16 protein-coding genes are annotated in these 15,395 nt (G+C 75.2%); 12 read left to right on the top strand and 4 right to left on the bottom strand.

All coding sequences use genetic code 11. The annotated features are described in order from the left end of the window. Positions 1 to 179: 179 nt before the first annotated feature. From OG618_RS14735 to OG618_RS14720, 4 genes are all read left to right on the top strand, one after another. On the top strand, positions 180 to 419 hold the full coding sequence (locus OG618_RS14735; protein WP_329487865.1) for a TM2 domain-containing protein: 240 nt from the start codon (positions 180 to 182) through the stop codon (positions 417 to 419). Between the two features lie 2 nt (positions 420 to 421). Next, on the top strand, positions 422 to 913 hold the full coding sequence (locus tag OG618_RS14730; protein ID WP_329487864.1) for a DUF2752 domain-containing protein: 492 nt from the start codon (positions 422 to 424) through the stop codon (positions 911 to 913). Positions 914 to 1,353: 440 nt separating this feature from the next. After that, positions 1,354 to 2,004: an IclR family transcriptional regulator gene (locus tag OG618_RS14725; protein WP_329487863.1), complete on the top strand. Its 651-nt coding sequence runs from the start codon at positions 1,354 to 1,356 to the stop codon at positions 2,002 to 2,004. Positions 2,005 to 2,028: 24 nt separating this feature from the next. Further along, on the top strand, positions 2,029 to 2,835 hold the full coding sequence (locus OG618_RS14720; protein WP_329487862.1) for a S16 family serine protease: 807 nt from the start codon (positions 2,029 to 2,031) through the stop codon (positions 2,833 to 2,835). Between the two features lie 37 nt (positions 2,836 to 2,872). Here the strand turns inward: OG618_RS14720 and OG618_RS14715 are convergent, their stop codons facing one another. Then, the gene (locus tag OG618_RS14715; RefSeq protein ID WP_329487861.1) at positions 2,873 to 3,439 is read right to left on the bottom strand and encodes an Lrp/AsnC family transcriptional regulator; all 567 of its coding nucleotides are present in this window, start codon (positions 3,437 to 3,439) and stop codon (positions 2,873 to 2,875) included. 203 nt (positions 3,440 to 3,642) lie between these two features. Here OG618_RS14715 and OG618_RS14710 point away from each other — a divergent pair, with 203 nt between their 5' ends. Continuing rightward, a complete protein-coding gene (locus OG618_RS14710; protein WP_329487860.1) occupies positions 3,643 to 4,173 on the top strand; it encodes a VOC family protein in 531 nt (176 codons plus the stop codon). A 30-nt stretch (positions 4,174 to 4,203) separates the two neighbouring features. On the opposite strand, the gene OG618_RS14705 is transcribed toward OG618_RS14710, so the two are convergent. Beyond that, positions 4,204 to 4,779 (bottom strand): hypothetical protein, encoded by a 576-nt coding sequence (locus OG618_RS14705; RefSeq protein WP_329487859.1) that lies wholly within the window; start codon positions 4,777 to 4,779, stop codon positions 4,204 to 4,206. Positions 4,780 to 4,957: 178 nt separating this feature from the next. On the opposite strand from OG618_RS14705, the gene OG618_RS14700 reads away from it, so the two are divergent. The 4 genes from OG618_RS14700 to OG618_RS14685 all read left to right on the top strand — a co-directional run bounded on the left by OG618_RS14700 (position 4,958) and on the right by OG618_RS14685 (position 10,693). Then, the gene (locus tag OG618_RS14700) at positions 4,958 to 5,683 is read left to right on the top strand and encodes a response regulator transcription factor (RefSeq protein ID WP_329487858.1); all 726 of its coding nucleotides are present in this window, start codon (positions 4,958 to 4,960) and stop codon (positions 5,681 to 5,683) included. A 59-nt stretch (positions 5,684 to 5,742) separates the two neighbouring features. After that, positions 5,743 to 7,242, top strand: a complete 1,500-nt coding sequence (locus OG618_RS14695; RefSeq protein ID WP_442906943.1) for an ATP-binding protein — start codon at positions 5,743 to 5,745, stop codon at positions 7,240 to 7,242. 275 nt (positions 7,243 to 7,517) lie between these two features. Further along, a complete protein-coding gene (locus OG618_RS14690) occupies positions 7,518 to 9,116 on the top strand; it encodes a glycoside hydrolase family 18 protein (RefSeq protein ID WP_329487857.1) in 1,599 nt (532 codons plus the stop codon). Positions 9,117 to 9,289: 173 nt separating this feature from the next. Then, positions 9,290 to 10,693 (top strand): glycosyltransferase 87 family protein, encoded by a 1,404-nt coding sequence (locus OG618_RS14685; RefSeq protein ID WP_329487856.1) that lies wholly within the window; start codon positions 9,290 to 9,292, stop codon positions 10,691 to 10,693. Between the two features lie 161 nt (positions 10,694 to 10,854). Here OG618_RS14685 and OG618_RS14680 read toward each other — a convergent pair whose 3' ends face one another. Further along, entirely contained in the window at positions 10,855 to 11,271 is a 417-nt protein-coding gene (locus tag OG618_RS14680) for an SsgA family sporulation/cell division regulator (protein WP_329487855.1), read from the bottom strand. A 396-nt stretch (positions 11,272 to 11,667) separates the two neighbouring features. Between OG618_RS14680 and OG618_RS14675 the strand changes: the two genes are divergently transcribed. Further along, positions 11,668 to 13,242, top strand: a complete 1,575-nt coding sequence (locus tag OG618_RS14675) for an RDD family protein (RefSeq protein WP_329487854.1) — start codon at positions 11,668 to 11,670, stop codon at positions 13,240 to 13,242. Positions 13,243 to 13,321: 79 nt separating this feature from the next. Then, positions 13,322 to 14,077, top strand: coding sequence for an RDD family protein (locus OG618_RS14670; RefSeq protein WP_329487853.1), 756 nt, complete (start codon positions 13,322 to 13,324; stop codon positions 14,075 to 14,077). 37 nt (positions 14,078 to 14,114) lie between these two features. Here the strand turns inward: OG618_RS14670 and OG618_RS14665 are convergent, their stop codons facing one another. Continuing rightward, positions 14,115 to 14,396, bottom strand: coding sequence for a hypothetical protein (locus OG618_RS14665; protein WP_329487852.1), 282 nt, complete (start codon positions 14,394 to 14,396; stop codon positions 14,115 to 14,117). Positions 14,397 to 14,629: 233 nt separating this feature from the next. Here OG618_RS14665 and OG618_RS14660 point away from each other — a divergent pair, with 233 nt between their 5' ends. Beyond that, positions 14,630 to 15,343, top strand: a complete 714-nt coding sequence (locus OG618_RS14660; RefSeq protein ID WP_329487851.1) for an endonuclease V — start codon at positions 14,630 to 14,632, stop codon at positions 15,341 to 15,343. Positions 15,344 to 15,395 lie beyond the last annotated feature (52 nt).

Below are 15,395 nucleotides of genomic sequence, written 5' to 3'. Positions count from 1 at the left end.
GTGTGATGATCGGCTAGTGTTCCGCGTGCCGCGCCGCCTCCGGGTCTGTCGTGGCTGCGCCCCGCCCCGTCCGGACGGTGGCCGCAGCCCCCGGTGAGCCGGGCCGGCAACCTCACCAGTCGAGGCAGCGACCGTCCCGTCGCGAGCTCGAACATGCCGTCACAAGGAGCACACCGAACGTGTCGTACCCGCCCCACGCCCAGCCCGAGCTCTCCGACAAGTCCAAGGTCGTCGCCGGCATCCTGACGATCCTGCTCGGCAGCCTGGGCGTCGGCCGCTTCTACACCGGCCACATCGGCATGGGCATCGCCCAGCTGCTGACCTGCGGTGGTCTCGGTGTCTGGTCGCTGATCGACGGCATCCTGTTCCTCACCAGCAACGACCGCACGGACGCCCAGGGCCGTCTGCTGCGCAGCTGATCTTGCCCAGGCCATTCGCGGCGCGCCGCCCCGGCTCCGGCCGGGGCGGCTTCCCCGTGCCCGGGGCCGACGGCCCCGCCCCCCGGCTGCCACTCCTCGCCCGGCTGCCCCTCCCGGCCCGGCTGCGCACCGCGGGACCGCCGCTGGCGGTGCTCGGCGGCGGCCTGGCCGGCTGCGCCTACCTGTGGTCGCGCGACCCGCACCTGCCCGGGCAACTGCTGCCGTTCTGCCCCTGGCACAAGGTCACCGGGCTGGACTGCCCCGGCTGCGGCGGCACCCGGATGACGTACGACCTGCTGCACGGCGACCTCGCGGCGGCCTGGCATGACAACGCGGCGCTGCTGCTCTCGCTGCCGCTGGTCGCGCTGCTCTACCTCACCTGGCTGCGGCACGGCCTGGCCGGCCGGAGCTGGCGGCCGACGCTCGGCCGGGGCGGCACGGCGGTGGTGCTGGGCACCGCGGTGGCCTGGACGGTGCTGCGCAACCTGCTCTGAGCCGCGATCTGCTCCGAGCCGCCACCTGCTCCGAGGCGCGACCTGCTCCGAGCCGCCACCTGCTCCGAGGCGCGACCTGCTCCGAGCCGCGCCCGGCGAGCGGCCCCCGCCGCGGCGGGGCTGTCCGAACTTCGGACTGTGGTCGAACTTGCGCCCAGTCCAGGGCTGTGAAATGTGGGCGTTTGTCCGGGTTCGTCATGCGTGACGAAATCGATCATGCCCGAATTTTGGACAACCACTTCCGCCGCGACAATTCCTTCACTACCTTTCCCACACGCTCCCCCGTCGGGTAACCCCCGTCGGGACGGGCGCTGCAGGACCGCCAGGACGTCAAGGACGACACACCGCGGCCCGAGCGCGGCCACCCACCTGCGCGCGACACCTGAGTCCCGGACCGGCGCCGCCGCTCCGGCGGCCGCCGCGGAAAGGACATGCGCGTCGTGACTGCAGAGACCTCCCAGACCCTGGACCGGGGCGTCCGGGTCCTCAAACTCCTCGCCGACTCGGAACGCGGGCTCACCGTCACCGAGCTCGCCGCCCGCCTCGCGGTCAACCGGACCGTCGTCTACCGGCTGCTGGCCACGCTGGAGCAGCACGGGCTGGTCCGCCGCGACATCGGCGGCCGGGCCCGGGTGGGCCTGGGCGTGCTGCGGCTGGCCCACCGGGTGCACCCGCTGCTGCGCGAGGCGGCGCTGCCGGCCCTGCGCAGCCTGGCCGAGGACCTCGGCGCCACCGCCCACCTCACCCTGGTCGACGGCAACGAGGCGCTGGCCGTCGCCGTGGTCGAGCCCAGCTGGACGGACTTCCACGTCGCCTACCGGACCGGGCTGCGCCACCCGCTGGGGGAGAGCGCCGCCGGGCGGGCGATCCTGGAGGCGCGCGGCTTCCCCAGCCAGCGCCGTCCGGAGTCCGGTTTCGTCATCACCCGTGCGGAGGAGCAGTCGGGTGCGAGCGGCGCGGCCGCCGCACTGGTCGGGCTGAGCGGGATCGAGGGCAGCGTCGGCGTGGTGATGCTGAACGGGCTCGTCCCCGAGCGGGTCGGCCCCCGGGTGGTGGAGGCGGCGACCGAGGTCGCCGACGCCCTGCGATAGCGCCGGGTGTGTTTGGATGCCTCTGTGTCCGACACCAAGCTGCCCAAGGCCCTGACCGCCCCCCGCACCCGCGCGCTGGCGCTGTGCGGGGTGCTGGTCGCCGCGCTGTTCGGCGTGGCGGCCTTCGTCCCGCTGCCGTACACGCTCACCTGGCCGGGGGTCACCGCGGACACCCTCGGCAGCTACCAGGACAAGCCGGTGCTGACCGTCACCGGAGCGCCGGTGCGCACCACCGACGGGGAGCTGCGGATGGTGACCATCTCGGCGACCAATCCGGGGGACCGCACCACCTTCTGGCGGTCGCTGCGGGCCTGGTTCGACCAGGACGAGGCGGTGCGTCCGACCGAGACGGTCTACCCGCAGGGCGATCCGGCCAAGGCGCAGGAGGTGACGGCCCAGCAGATGACCGAGTCGCAGGACAGCGCCACCACGGCCGCGCTCTCCTACCTCCACCTCTCGCCCGCCCAGGTGAAGGTGAAGGTCGACCTCGGTGACATCGGCGGCCCGAGCGCGGGCCAGATGCTGGCGCTGGGCATCGTCGACAAGCTGGCCGGCGACGGCAAGGGCGGCGACCTCACCGGCGGGCTGACGGTCGCGGGGACCGGCACCATCGACGACCAGGGCGTCATCGGCCCGGTCGGCGGCGTGCCGCTGAAGACCCAGGCGGCGGCCCGGGACGGCGCGACGGTGTTCCTGCTGCCCAAGGACGAGTGCGCGGACGCCAAGGTCAACCTGCCCGGCGGTCTGCGGCTGGTGCCGGTGGGCACGCTGAGCGAGTCGATCTCCGCGCTGGACGCGCTGCGCGGCGGCGGGACCGTCCCCACCTGCTGAGTTCCCGGCGGGCACCGCCGGAGCCGGACCGGACGGGCTACTCGGCCGCGGCCTGGTCCACCAGCGGCAGGATCCGGTACGGCACCGGGTTCTCCAGCGCGATGGCCGTCGAGGAGCGGACGATCCCGTCGAACCCCACCACCCGGTCGATCACGCGCTGCAGATCGGCGTTGGACCGGGCCACGATCCGCACCATCATGTCCCCGTGCCCGGTGATCGTGTGCAGCTCCAGGACCTCCGGCACCGCCGCCAGGTGGGCCCGCACGTCGGCGCCCTGGCCCTGGGAGATCTCCAGCGTGGCGAAGGCCGTCACCGGGTAGCCGAGCGCGGCCGGGTCGACCTCGGGCCCGAAGCCGCCGATCACCCCCTTGGCCTGGAGCCGGTCCAGCCGCGCCTGGACGGTGCCCCGGGCCACCTGGAGGCGGCGCGAGCACTCCAGCACGCCGATCCGCGGCTCCTCCGCCAGCAGCCGGATCAGCCGACCGTCCAGGACGTCGATCGCGTCGTTGGCGGTACCCGGCGCGGCGGCCGAAGACGCTTGCCCAGGAGTGGAGTTGGGCGATTCGGTGGAGTTCGGGGAACTCGGGGAGTGGGCGGGGGGCATCGCGGGGCTCCGTCCTCCGGTGGGCATTCTGTACAGCGGTGCGGCCGATTCTCCCGCCCCGGCGCACACCTTGACCAGGAGGAAACGGAACAGTTGCGCGCCGGTCGGCCCGGCGCCACCCTCCAGCCACAACCCCGTGAGCCGGTCCCCACACCGGCCCGCGGGGCAGACCGTGGTTGCGCACGCCCACCGGGAGGGCCGTCATGACCGACACCGCCGCCGAACCCCTGCTGTTCACCGCGGGCCTGGAGGAGCCCGACCTCGTCCCGATGGGGCACGCCGACGCGGTGGTCTTCGCCGTCGCCGACGCGGAGCGTGCGGCACGCCGCTACGCCACGGCGCTCGGCCTGCGCTGTACCGCCTACGCCGGGCCCGACACCGGCGAGCCGGAGACCGTCTCCTACGTGCTGCGCGCACCCGGGACCAGGTTCGTGCTGACCTCGCTGGTCCAGGTGATCGGGCCGCGCGGCCGGGAGCTGGCCGGCCACCTGGCCCGGCACGGCGACGGGGTGCTCGACCTCGCCGTCGGCGTTCCGGACGTCCACTACGCCTACGACTACGCGGTGGACCGGGGCGCCAGCTCGCTCGCCGAGCCCTACGAGGCTCACGACCGGTACGGGGTGGTGGTGCTGGCCGCGATCGGGGTGCCCGGCGGCACCCGGCACACCCTGGTCGACCGCTCCCGCTACCGGGGCCCGTACCTGCCCGGGTACGTCCCCTTCGACCGGTGGTGACCGCCCGGGGGACCGCCGGGCGGACGGCGGTCAGCGGACGACCGTCTCCACCGTCGGCGGGTGGCCGTTCCAGGCGACGAAGACCGAGTTGGCCTGGTCGCCCTTGGTGAAGTCCACCCGCATCCACTGCGGGCCGTTCCAGACCTGCATCTGCCAGCCCGGGTCCGGGGTGGCGGAGACCAGCGAGGCGTTGTCCGGCCGGATGTCCAGGGCCACCTTGCCGCCGGGGACGGGGTAACTGCGCACGGTGGACGTGGCGGTCGGGGCGGCGGCCGCGGTCGTCGTGGCGGTGGTGGGCGCGGGACGGCGTGACGCGGGCGGGGTACCGGGCGCCGCCGCACTGCGCTGGGTGGTCGACGAGGCCGGCGCGGGCGTCGGGCCGGAGCTCTCCGGCCGGGGCGTGGACGGCTCCTGGGGCGGCGTCGGAACCGGCGCCGACGCGACCGGGGAGCGTGCTCCGCCGGCGGCCGGGGACGGCAGCGGCAGCGCCGTCGGCTGCTCGAACGCGGCGCCGGTCAGCACCGCGTGCACGCCGAACCAGGACAGCGCCACCGCCGCCCCGGTGGCCGCCGCCCAGGCGCCGAGCTGTACCAGTCCGTTCCGCATCGTGCGCACATCCTGCCGTATTCGGGGCCGCCGCAGGTGGGCAGCCCTGCTATTCAGCAGGCAACTTGCACAAAACACCAGGGGACGGAGCGAATCGGTCCGGAGCCGTCCGGCGGCCCTTCCCGGACCCACCCCGAGGTACAGACCACCGCACGCCGATGGCGTACCGTGCAGCCCCATGGCAACAGTGCTCGTGGTCGAGGACGACCCCTTCGTACGCTCCGCCCTCATCCGGCATCTGGCCGACACCGGTCACGCGGTCCGCAGTGTGGGCACGGCACTTGAGGCGTTGCGCGAGGTGGCCCAGGTCGGCTGCGACCTGGTGATCCTCGATCTCGGCCTGCCCGATCTGGACGGCAGCGAGGCGCTCAAGATGATCCGTGGCCTGACCAACGTGCCGGTGATCATCTCCACCGCCCGGGACGACGAGGCCGAGATCGTCCGGCTGCTCAACGACGGTGCCGACGACTACCTGGTGAAACCTTTCTCCGGGGAACACCTCAGCGCCCGGATGGCCGCTGTACTGCGCCGCCTCGGCGGCGGGACGGCCCCGGTCACCCAGGTGCTCCGGGTCGGCGGGCTCGCCATCGACCTCCAGCGCCGCGAGGCCACCCTGGACGGCCGGGCGCTCGACCTGACCCGCCGCGAGTTCGACCTGCTGGCCTTCCTCGCCGCCCGCCCCGGCGTGGTCGTGCCGCGCAAGGAGATCCTGGCCGAGGTGTGGCGCCAGACCTACGGCGGCGACCAGACCATCGACGTCCACCTCTCCTGGCTGCGCCGCAAGCTCGGCGAGACCGCCTCCAACCCCCGCTACCTGCACACCGTGCGCGGCGTCGGCGTCCGGCTGGAGGCGACCGGGCACCCGGCGGGGCCCGGCCCCGCCCCCACGGAGGGCCGGGCGTGAGGCGGTTCGGGCACTCGTTGCGCTGGGCCCTGATCAAGGCCGCGGTGGCCGGGACCACCATGGTCGCGCTGGCCTTCCTCATCCCGCTCGGGCTGATGGTCCAACAGACCGCGCGGGACCGGGCGTTCACCGCGGCCGAACGGCAGGCGGCGGCGCTCGGCCCGGCCCTCGCCATCACCACCGACCAGGGCGCCATCGCCCGTGCGGTGGCCAGTACCGACGCCGGTGCGCAGGGGCGGATGGCGGTCCATCTGCCGGCCCCGGGCCCGGTGCCGGCCGCGGACTCGCCCTCGCCGCCCTCGGCGCCGCCGAACCCGCCGTCGAACCCGCTGCCGTCATCGCTGCCGTCATCGCTGCCCTCCTCGTTGCCCTCCTCGCTGCCCTCCGAACCGTCCTCCGCCGGGGCGCCGATGATCGGGCCGGACGGCGGGGCGACCATCGGCGAGGCCCGTGCGCTGGCCGCCGACGTGGGCACCGCCGGCGGCCAGGGCCGCTCGTTCACCGTCGAGGTGCCCGGCGGCTTCGCCCTCCTGCAGCCGGTGGCCGTCGACACCGGCCGGACGGCCGTGGTCGAGGTGTTCGTGGCCGACGGCGACCTCACCCGCGGGGTCTCCACCGCCTGGCTGGTGCTGTCCGCGGTCGCGCTCGCCCTGGTCGCCATCTCGGTGCTGGTGGCCGACCGGATGGGCACCCGGATCGTCGGCTCGGCCCGCCGGCTGGCCGCCGCGGCCCGCTCGCTCGGCGGCGGCAACCTCGCCGTCCGGGTGCCCGTCGACGACCGGCAGACCGCCGGGAGCCCGGAGGAACTGCGCGAAGCCGCCCACGCGTTCAACACGATGGCCGACCGGGTCGTCCAGTTGCTCGCCGCCGAACGGGAGTTGGCCGCCGACCTGTCGCACCGGCTGCGCACCCCGCTCACCGTGCTGCGGCTCAACGCCGCCTCGCTGGGCGAGGGCGACGCGGCCGACGCCACCCGGCACGCCGTCTCCCAACTGGAGCGCGAGGTCGACCAGATCATCCGTTCGGCCCGGCGGGCGCCCGAGGACGCGCCCGCCGTCACCGTCGGCTGCGACGCCGCCGAGGTGATCCGGGAGCGGGTCGGCTTCTGGTCCGCGCTCGCCGAGGACGAGGGGCGCCGCTGGCAGTTGGCCGGCGCCGACCAACCCGCCGGCGTGTCCGTCCAACGCGGCGACCTCGCCGCCGCCGTCGACGCCCTGCTCGGCAACGTCTTCCGCCACACCCCCGTCGGCACCGCGTTCTCGGTCGACGTGCTCGCCACCGACAGCTCGGTGATCGTGCTGGTCGGCGATGCCGGACCGGGCTTCACCGATCCCGAGGCCGCCCTGGAGCGCGGGCAGGGCGACGGCGGCGAGGGCTCCACCGGCCTCGGCCTGGACATCGCCCGCAAGCTCGCCGAGGTCACCGGCGGCGACCTCGCGCTCGGTCGCTCCGCCGGGCTCGGCGGCGCCGAGATCCGGCTGCGGCTGCAGGCCCGCCCCGACGGCGCCCCCGCCCGCGCCAGCCGCCGGCGAAGCCGCGGCACGCTGTTCCAGCGCTGAGCGGTCCCCGGGGCCGGGCGGCCCCGCGCGCCGGTGCCGCGCACCGGTGTCGCCCCTCTTCCTTAAGCGGGCCCTAAGAGAGCTGTACCCCTCGCTCAGCAGGCCCGTTCCGGCCCTCCCGCCCCACTAGCGTCATCCGCGCCGGTCACCCGACCGAGCCGGGTCACGCCGCCCGCGACGGGTCCATCCACCCGCGCCCGGCCGCCGCGACCCCGTCCGGCCCAGCCGTCCCCCGCGCCCTCCGGGCGGGAGGCGCCCCCTACGGAGGTACGCCCATGACGACCCAGCCCGAACGCCGCCGGGGCCGCCGCCGACGCAGCCGCAAGGGAGTCGTCCTCGCCTCCTCGGCCGTCGCCGCCGCGCTGGTCGCGGGCGCGGCCGTGGCCCTCGCCTCCTCGGCCAGCGCCGCCTCGCTCGGCGCCGTCTACACCCGCACCAGCGCCTGGGACGCCGGCTACACCGGCCAGTACCTGGTCACCAACCCGGCCGGCAGCGCGATCGAGGACTGGACGCTGTCCTTCGACCTGCCGGCCGGAGCGAAGATCGACTCGCTCTGGAACGCCACCTTCAGCGCCGACGGGCAGCACGTCACCGTCAAGCCCGAGGCCTGGAGCAAGCGACTGGAGCCCGGCCGGAGCCTGGTGGTCGGCTTCGTCGCCCAGGGCGCCGGCGCCGCGCAGGCGGAGCCCGGCAACTGCCTGATCAACAACGCCTCCTGCAAGGCCGGCGACACCGTGCCGACCCCCTCGGGCCGCCCGACGGGCACCCCCGGCACCTCGCCGACCCCGACCGGCACGCCCGTCGTGACGCCGACCGCGACGGCCACCGCCACCGCCCGGCCGACCACCGCGTCCCCGAGCCCCACCGCCACGACCAGGCCGACCACCCCGGCGCCGACCACCAGCGCCACCCCCGCGCCCACCGCCACCGCGACCGGCACGCCCGCCCCGGCCACCGGCGCCGGCTTCGCGCCGTACGTGGACACCTCGCTGTACCCGCCGTACGACCTGGTCGCCACCGCGAAGGCCACCGGCGTGAAGAACTTCACCCTCGCCTTCGTGGTCTCCGGCGGCGGCTGCACCCCGAAGTGGGGCGGCGTCAGCGAGCTGTCCGCCGACGCGGTGGCCGCCCAGATCGGCGCGCTGCGGGCGATCGGCGGCGACGTCCGGGTCTCCTTCGGCGGCGCCAACGGCAGCGAGCTGGCCCTCGCCTGCGCCACCACGGCCGACCTGACCGCCGTGTACCAGAAGACCGTCGACGCCTTCGGGCTGACCAAGGTCGACTTCGACGTCGAGGGCGGCGCGATCGCCAACACCGCCGCCAACACCCGCCGCGCCCAGGCCGTCGCCCAGCTGCAGAAGAACGCGGCCGCCAAGGGCAAGGCCCTGGACGTCTCCTTCACCCTCCCCGCGCTGCCCTCCGGCCTCACCCAGGAAGGCGTCGACCTGGTGGCCGACGCCAAGCGCAACGGCGTCGCGATCGGCGCGGTCAACATCATGGCGATGGACTTCGGGGACGGCGTCGCCCCGAACCCGCAGGGTCAGATGGGCAAGTACGCCATTGCCGCGGCCACCGCCACCCAGGCCCAGGTCAAGAGCGTGCTCGGGCTGGACGACGCGGCCGCCTGGCGCAAGGTCGCGGTCACCCCGATGATCGGGGTCAACGACGTGGCCAGCGAGGTCTTCACCGTCGCCGACGCCAAGCAGCTCGCCGAGTTCGCCGGGACCAAGCACCTGGCCTGGCTGGCGATGTGGTCCGGCACCCGCGACAAGGCGTGCGCCGGCGGTGCCAAGGCGTACGCCGACGCGAGCTGCAGCAGCATCGTCCAGCAGCCGCTGGACTTCACCCGGGCCCTCGGCGCCTACGCCGGCTGAGCCCCGCGATCCCTCCCCGGACCCCGGCCGTCCGTGCTCCGCCCGCAACGGAGTACGGCCGGCCGGGGTGCACTTCCACCCGGGCGATCACGCTCGGTAGTCGGCTCGACCGGACCCGGTCGCCGGGCATCCGGTATCGTCGCTGGTTGGCCGAACGGTGGACGGAGCGAACAGTGACAGCGGTGCAAGACGAGCGCAGCGTGGTGCCGACGGCACCGGACCCGGCGCCCGGACCTCTGTCGGACCGCCTCAAGGACGCCCTCGGCGCGCCCGTGCGGGCCCTGCGGGAGGCACCGCGCCGCCCGCTGCTGGCCGTCTCCGCCGTGGCGCTGCTGTCCCTGGTGGTCTACGCCGTGGTGCGGCACTTCGTCCACACCTCGATGGTCGACATGATCGTCTACCGGGCGGAGGGCGGCGCCGTCGCCGACGGGACCGACCTCTACGCGCTGCGGGTCACCGAATGGAACCTGCCCGCCACCTACCCGCCGTTCGCCGCGACGCTGTTCGTGCCGACGACCTGGTTCCCGGTGCCGTTCCTGCGGGTGGCGATCACGCTCGGCAACCTCGGGCTGCTCGCGCTGCTCACCCACCTGTCGTTCAAGCTGGTCGGCTGGCCGCGCCGCGAACTGCGCCCGCTCGGCGTGATCCTGGTCACCGGCGGCGGCGTCTGGCTCGAACCGGTCTTCACCACGCTGCGCTACGGCCAGATCAACCTCGCGCTGGCCTGCCTGATCCTCTGGGACCTCACCCGCCCCGACGGCCGCCGCAGCAAGGGCGTCGCGATCGGCATCGCCGCGGGCATCAAGCTCACCCCCGGCCTCTTCGCCGTCTACCTGCTGCTCACCGGCCGGATCCGGGCCGCCTTCGTGGCCGGCTTCACCTTCCTCGGGACCTTCCTGCTCGGCGCGCTCGTCCTGCCCGACGCCACCTGGGGCTTCTGGACCAAGTACCTGTACGACTCCTCGCGGGTCGGCAAGACCGAGATCGTCGACAACCAGTCGGTACGCGGCGCCGTGGCCCGGCTGCTGCACACCGCCGAGCCCGGGACCGTCGCGACGCTGGCCGGCGCCGTGATCGCGGTGCTCGGCCTCGCCATCGCCGCCTGGGCGGCCTCCAGCTCCCGCTGGCTGCCCCGCGCCGAGGCGTGGGGCGTCTGCTGCGCCGCCGTCACCGCGGTCCTGATCTCGCCGATCAGCTGGACCCACCACTGGATCTGGTGCGTGCCCGTGCTCGCGCTGCTCGCCTGCGAGGCCGCGGTCGAGCAGGCCCGCCCGGCCGCCGTCCGCCGGCTGCGCTGGCGCGCGGCCTTCGGGGCGACGCTGATCGCCTTCTTCTCGTTCGGGATGTGGGTCGTGCCGCACCACGGCGACCTCGACCTGCACCTGTCGGCGGTCAGCCAGATCCCGGCCTCGGTCTACCCGCTCGTCGGGATCTGCTTCCTGCTGGCCTCGGCGCTACGGATAAGGGCGCGGCGGCGGGCCGCCGGCGCCCCGCTCGTCCCGCTGCCCGGGCAGCGCAGCGGCGGCGGCCGTCCGGGCCCCGCGCACGACCGTCAGCAGGCCCCCGCGGCCCGCTGAGTCGCCGGGGACTCCCGGGCCCACGGGCCCGGGGGTGCTCCGCCCGGGGCCGCCGTGGGCGGGGGTCCCGCTTCCGGGGGTTCCGCGGCCGGGGCTGTCCCGCCCGGGGGTGCCCGGTGCCGGGACGGCCGGGGTGGGGCGGCGCCGTGCGGCGCGGTCGCTCACGCGAGCAGCTCGGCGAGCGACCCGTCCATGTCCAGCGCGGCCAGTTCGCTGCCCGGCGGCACCAGCCGGTGCGCCCGCTCCAGCCAGGCGGCCACCACCGGCAGCGGGGCCTCCAGCAGGGCGTCCCCGGCGGGCGAACTCAAGGCCAAGCAGAGCACGCTGCGCCGGCCCGAGCGGGTCGGCCAGATCCGCACGTCCCCCTGGCCGCACGGCCGGAAGGTGCCCTCCACCAGCAGCTCGCGGGCGAACACCCAGGTGACCGGCGAGCCGGTGTCCAGGTGGAAGGTGATGTGCACCGCGTAGGGGTCGTGGCTGCCGTAGGACAGTCGGGCCGGGACGGGGACGCTGTGCTCGGGGGAGAGCACCAGGTTGAGTTCCAGCTCGTGCTCGACCACGCTCGTCGCGCGCTCCATGATCGGGTTCCTCTCTGACTCCGGTTCGTGCCCGGTTCCGGGCCCTGTGACCTTGGAGAGCGCGGGTCGAGGGCGCTCTTACACATGTTTCCGAGATTTCTTGGCGGAGTTCCCGCGGGCGTGGGCGGGCCGTGGAGACCGTGGGGGAGGGGGCGGGGGTCCGCTGACGCGCGCCGTCCTCCTTATCCCGGGCGGACCCGGCCTGTCCGGCGATCGCGCAACTTGCCACCTTCGCGCCGCCGAGGTACTACCCTTTGTGACTGCCCCGCGACTGTCCGCCAATGAGGCGGTGTCCTCGCGCGCGCCGACGGGCGAAGCGACCTCCGCCGCCCGAGTCGCCGTCGCGTGGTCCGCCCGCCGGGTGCGCCGCAACGGCCCTGCCAGAAAGAAGACCCCATGACGGACCGGCCCTTCGCCGGCGGCGCGGAGACGGCCGTCGGCCCCACACCGGGGTACTACCCCGACCCCTCGGTGCCCGGCTTCGTCCGCTACTGGGGCGGTACCGCGTGGGTGCCGGGCACCAGCCGCCCGGCCCCGGCCGCGGGCGAGGTGCTGCAGCCGCCCCGGTTCGCGGCCCGCCGCGGCGGCGTGGCGGGTGGCGCGGGGGCCGGCGCGGGGGCCGGGCCCGGGGCGGGGGCGCGCTTCGTGCCGCCGCCGGCGTCGCCGGAGGCCCGTCCGCCGTCGTCCGCGGTGCCGTCTTCCGCTGTACCTCCGTCCGTCGCGCCTTCGTCCGTCGCGCCTGCGCGTGCGGTGCCCTCGCCCGCGGTGCCGGCGATCGCCGGGATGTCCGGGGAGACCGGGCCGGTGTACCTGGACCAGACGGCGGGTGGGGCGTCGTTCAGCGTCGGGCCGCATCTGGCGGCCCGTGCGGCGGTGCGTCCGGCGGTGGCGCAACCGGCCGCCGGTGAGGAGGCGGAGGAGGTCGAGGAGCAGCGTGCGGGCGAGCCGGGGGCCGTCGGCTGGCAGGTCGACCCGCGGGCGCAGCGTGGCCTGATGGAGACCGGCGGTGCGCCGCGCTGGGTCTCCTGGGGCGTGCTGCCGGGGGCGGAGCCGGACTCCGGCGCGGACGGGCCAGCGGAGGATCGGGCGGTGGGTGCGGCGCGGCTGTCCGGCGAGGCATCCGGCGAGCGGGCGGAGCCCGTCGCCGCGCCGGTGGCCGGGCGTGCTCCCGAGGCGGTGCCGGTGCCCGCGTCGGTGCCTGCGCCTGCCTCGGAGCCGGAGTCGCAGCCGGAGCCGGAGTCGCAGCCGGTGTCGGAGCAGGCCTCGGGGTCGCAGCCGGACGCTTCGGCCGAGTCGGCCGTCGCGGTGGTGCCCGCCGTCACGGTCCCCCGCACCCTCACCACCTCGTCCGCCGCCACCACCTCGTCAGCCGCCCCGGTCGCGGGGCCGGTCGGAGCCCCCGCTCCGGGCGCGCTCGCCGACCCGGCGAAGGCCGGGGCCGCCGCGCCCCGGCCGGCTCGCCGTCGTCCCCCCGCCCCGCTGCCCGCCGGGCTCGGACGCCGGCTGGCCGCCCGACTGGTGGACACCGCCGTCCTCGCCGTGGTCGCCACCGCGACCGCCATCCCGCTCGGCAACTCCGTGGTGTCCCACGTCCAGCAGAAGCTCGACCAGGCCAGGATGGCCAGCGCGCTGACCCGCCGCCAGGTGGACGTCTGGCTGGTGGACGGGGTGGTGCTGGGCAAGGTGGCCGTCCTGTTCGCCGTCCTCGCCTTCGTCGGGGTGCTCTACGAAGTCCTGCCGACCGCCCGCACCGGGCAGACCTTCGGCAAGCGCCTGGTCCGGATCCGGGTGGTCCACGCGGCCCCGTCGGCCGCCCGGGACCGGCTGAGCCTCGCCCGGTCGCTGGCCCGCTGGCTGGCCCGGAACGCCTCGGCGGTGCTGCTGCTCGGCCTGGTCTGGCCGCTGTTCGACCGCCCCGCCCGGCGCGGGTGGCACGACCGGATGGCGGGCACCCGGGTGGTCCGGGGCTGACCGCGGTACGCCGGAGGTTGCCGGGCGAAACGGACTAAATATCCGAAACTTAGCCAATCTGCAATGTTCTACTCGTTGAATGAGCACCCAGAACCCCTCAGGCTCCGAGCCGGAGGGGGGCGGTCAGCCCTCCTTCGACAAGCAGCCCCCGTCCCCGGGTGGCGGCACGCCGGAAGGTGCGCCGTCGGACCCGTCCGGAAACCCGCCGCCGTCCTCGACCCCGCCGCCCGGCAGTCCCTACGGCGATCGGCCCGGCGCGTACGGGGGCGACTACGGGGGCACTCCCGGCGGTTCGCCGTACGGGCAACCGCCGTACGGGCAGGACCCGTACGGCGGGCCGCCGTCCGACCAGCCGCCGCCCGGATACGGGTCTGCGGGGCACGGCACGCCCGGCGCCGGGCCCGTCCCCGGGATGCCGCCGCTCGGCACCTGGCCGAACCGGATCCTCGCGCAGGTGATCGACTACGTCCTGGTGCAGATCGTGGCGATCGTCCTGGTGCTGCCCTTCGCCACGCTCAGCGACCGCTCGGGCGAGGCCGGCGCGTTCTGGCTGGCCTGCGGCCTCTACCTGATCTACGACGGCGTGATGCTCAGCCGGGACGGCCAGACCCTCGGCAAGAAAGCCATGAAGATCAGGGTCGCGATGCTGATCGACGGCAGCACGCCGCCACCGGCCGCCGCCTGGACCAGGGCCGCCGTCTTCATCCTCCCTGCGGTCATCTGTTGCGCGGCGCTCTGGTGGCTGATCGACGGGCTGTTCGGCGTCTTCGACAAGCCGTACCGCCAGTGCCTCCACGACAAGGCCGCGAAGACCGTGGTGGTCTCCACAGTCTGATCCCGTCCGCGTGTCCGGACCGCCCGGTGGTGCCGCCTCAGCGCTGCCGGGCGTACGCGTGCCCGGCCGGGGCCGGGGCGTCGGCTTGGAGGTGTGCCGCGCCGGGCGTGGCGGTGGTGCCGGCCGTGGCGGTGGTGCGGCGCTGCGCGGCGGTGGACAGCGACAGCAGCGTCACCAGCGTCCCGAGCGCGAGCGCGAAGCCCACCAGCACGGCGATCTCCAGGACGCCCGTGGCGCCCGAAACGGCCAGCAGCGCCACGGCGGCGGCGACGACGGTGCAGGTGCCGAGGCAGAACTGAGCGGTGGTCGGGCGCGGCATGGCGATCGGTCCTTCGCACGTCGGGGGAACGGGCGGGAAGCGGGGTGGAGCGGTGCCGGTGCTGGAAACCTCTCCACAACTCCTACCCAGTACGGCAGTTCGGTAAGTGCAGCCTAAGCCGCCGGATCCGGGGCACGGGGGGCGCACAGGCTCACTGCGGGGTCGTCCGCCCCACTCGGTACGGTGACAGGGACACATTCCTTGACACCCGACGCCCCAGGGGGAGACCCTCCGTGCCCATCCCCGCCGACTGGCCCGCCACCGAGGCCGAGGCGCTCACCGAACAGGAACGGCTGCGACCGCTCGTCCAGCCGTACGGCCCCGGCCCGGGGGCCGGCACCGAGGCCGACGACGCGCTGATCGCCGGTGTGGACGTCGCCTACGACGACGAACGGGACCTCGTGGTCGCCGCCGCCGTGGTCCTGGACCGCGAGACCCTGGCCGTCGTCGACGAGTCGACCGCCGTCGGCCGGATCGCCTTCCCCTACGTGCCCGGCCTGCTCGCCTTCCGTGAACTCCCGGCCGTGCTGGACGCCCTGGCCGCCCTCCGCCGCACCCCCGGCACCGTGGTCTGCGACGGCTACGGCCTCGCCCACCCGCGCCGCCTCGGCCTGGCCAGCCACCTCGGCGTGCTCACCGGCCTGCGCACACTCGGCGTCGCCAAGACCCCGTTCGTCTTCGACCACCACGAGCCCGGGGCCGCCCGCGGCGCCTGGACCCCGCTCACCGACCCGGCCACCGGGGAGGAGGTCGGCCGCGCCGTCCGGACCAGAGCCGGCGTCAAACCGGTGTTCGTCTCCGTCGGCCACCGGATCGGCCTGTCCGAGGCGGTCGCCACCACCCTGGCCCTCGCCCCGCAATACCGGCTGCCCGAGACCACCCGCCGCGCCGACTCGCTCTGCCGCCGCGCCCTCACGGCCCGACAGCGTGGAACATCCGTGAATTGACGGTCCGCCAGGACGTCGACCGCTTCGCCGCGAGCACCGTTCAGCTTGCCCC

The sequence above is a fragment of the Kitasatospora sp. NBC_01246 genome, from assembly GCF_036226505.1.
In the GTDB taxonomy this organism is placed as follows: Bacteria; Actinomycetota; Actinomycetes; order Streptomycetales; family Streptomycetaceae; genus Kitasatospora.
Note: the sequence above shows the minus strand (reverse complement) of the source record. Positions and strands in the feature narration are given on the sequence as shown.

Excerpts from the sequence above, each read along its gene's own strand:
- OG618_RS14715 (WP_329487861.1), bottom strand. The coding sequence starts at position 3,439 with ATGCCCCCCGCCCACTCCCCGAGTTCCCCGAACTCCACCGAATCGCCC.
- OG618_RS14710 (WP_329487860.1), top strand. The coding sequence starts at position 3,643 with ATGACCGACACCGCCGCCGAACCCCTGCTGTTCACCGCGGGCCTGGAG.
- OG618_RS14705 (WP_329487859.1), bottom strand. The coding sequence starts at position 4,779 with ATGCGGAACGGACTGGTACAGCTCGGCGCCTGGGCGGCGGCCACCGGG.
- OG618_RS14700 (WP_329487858.1), top strand. The coding sequence starts at position 4,958 with ATGGCAACAGTGCTCGTGGTCGAGGACGACCCCTTCGTACGCTCCGCC.
- OG618_RS14695 (WP_442906943.1), top strand. The coding sequence starts at position 5,743 with ATGGTCGCGCTGGCCTTCCTCATCCCGCTCGGGCTGATGGTCCAACAG.
- OG618_RS14690 (WP_329487857.1), top strand. The coding sequence starts at position 7,518 with ATGACGACCCAGCCCGAACGCCGCCGGGGCCGCCGCCGACGCAGCCGC.
- OG618_RS14680 (WP_329487855.1), bottom strand. The coding sequence starts at position 11,271 with ATGGAGCGCGCGACGAGCGTGGTCGAGCACGAGCTGGAACTCAACCTG.
- OG618_RS14675 (WP_329487854.1), top strand. The coding sequence starts at position 11,668 with ATGACGGACCGGCCCTTCGCCGGCGGCGCGGAGACGGCCGTCGGCCCC.
- OG618_RS14670 (WP_329487853.1), top strand. The coding sequence starts at position 13,322 with ATGAGCACCCAGAACCCCTCAGGCTCCGAGCCGGAGGGGGGCGGTCAG.
- OG618_RS14665 (WP_329487852.1), bottom strand. The coding sequence starts at position 14,396 with ATGCCGCGCCCGACCACCGCTCAGTTCTGCCTCGGCACCTGCACCGTC.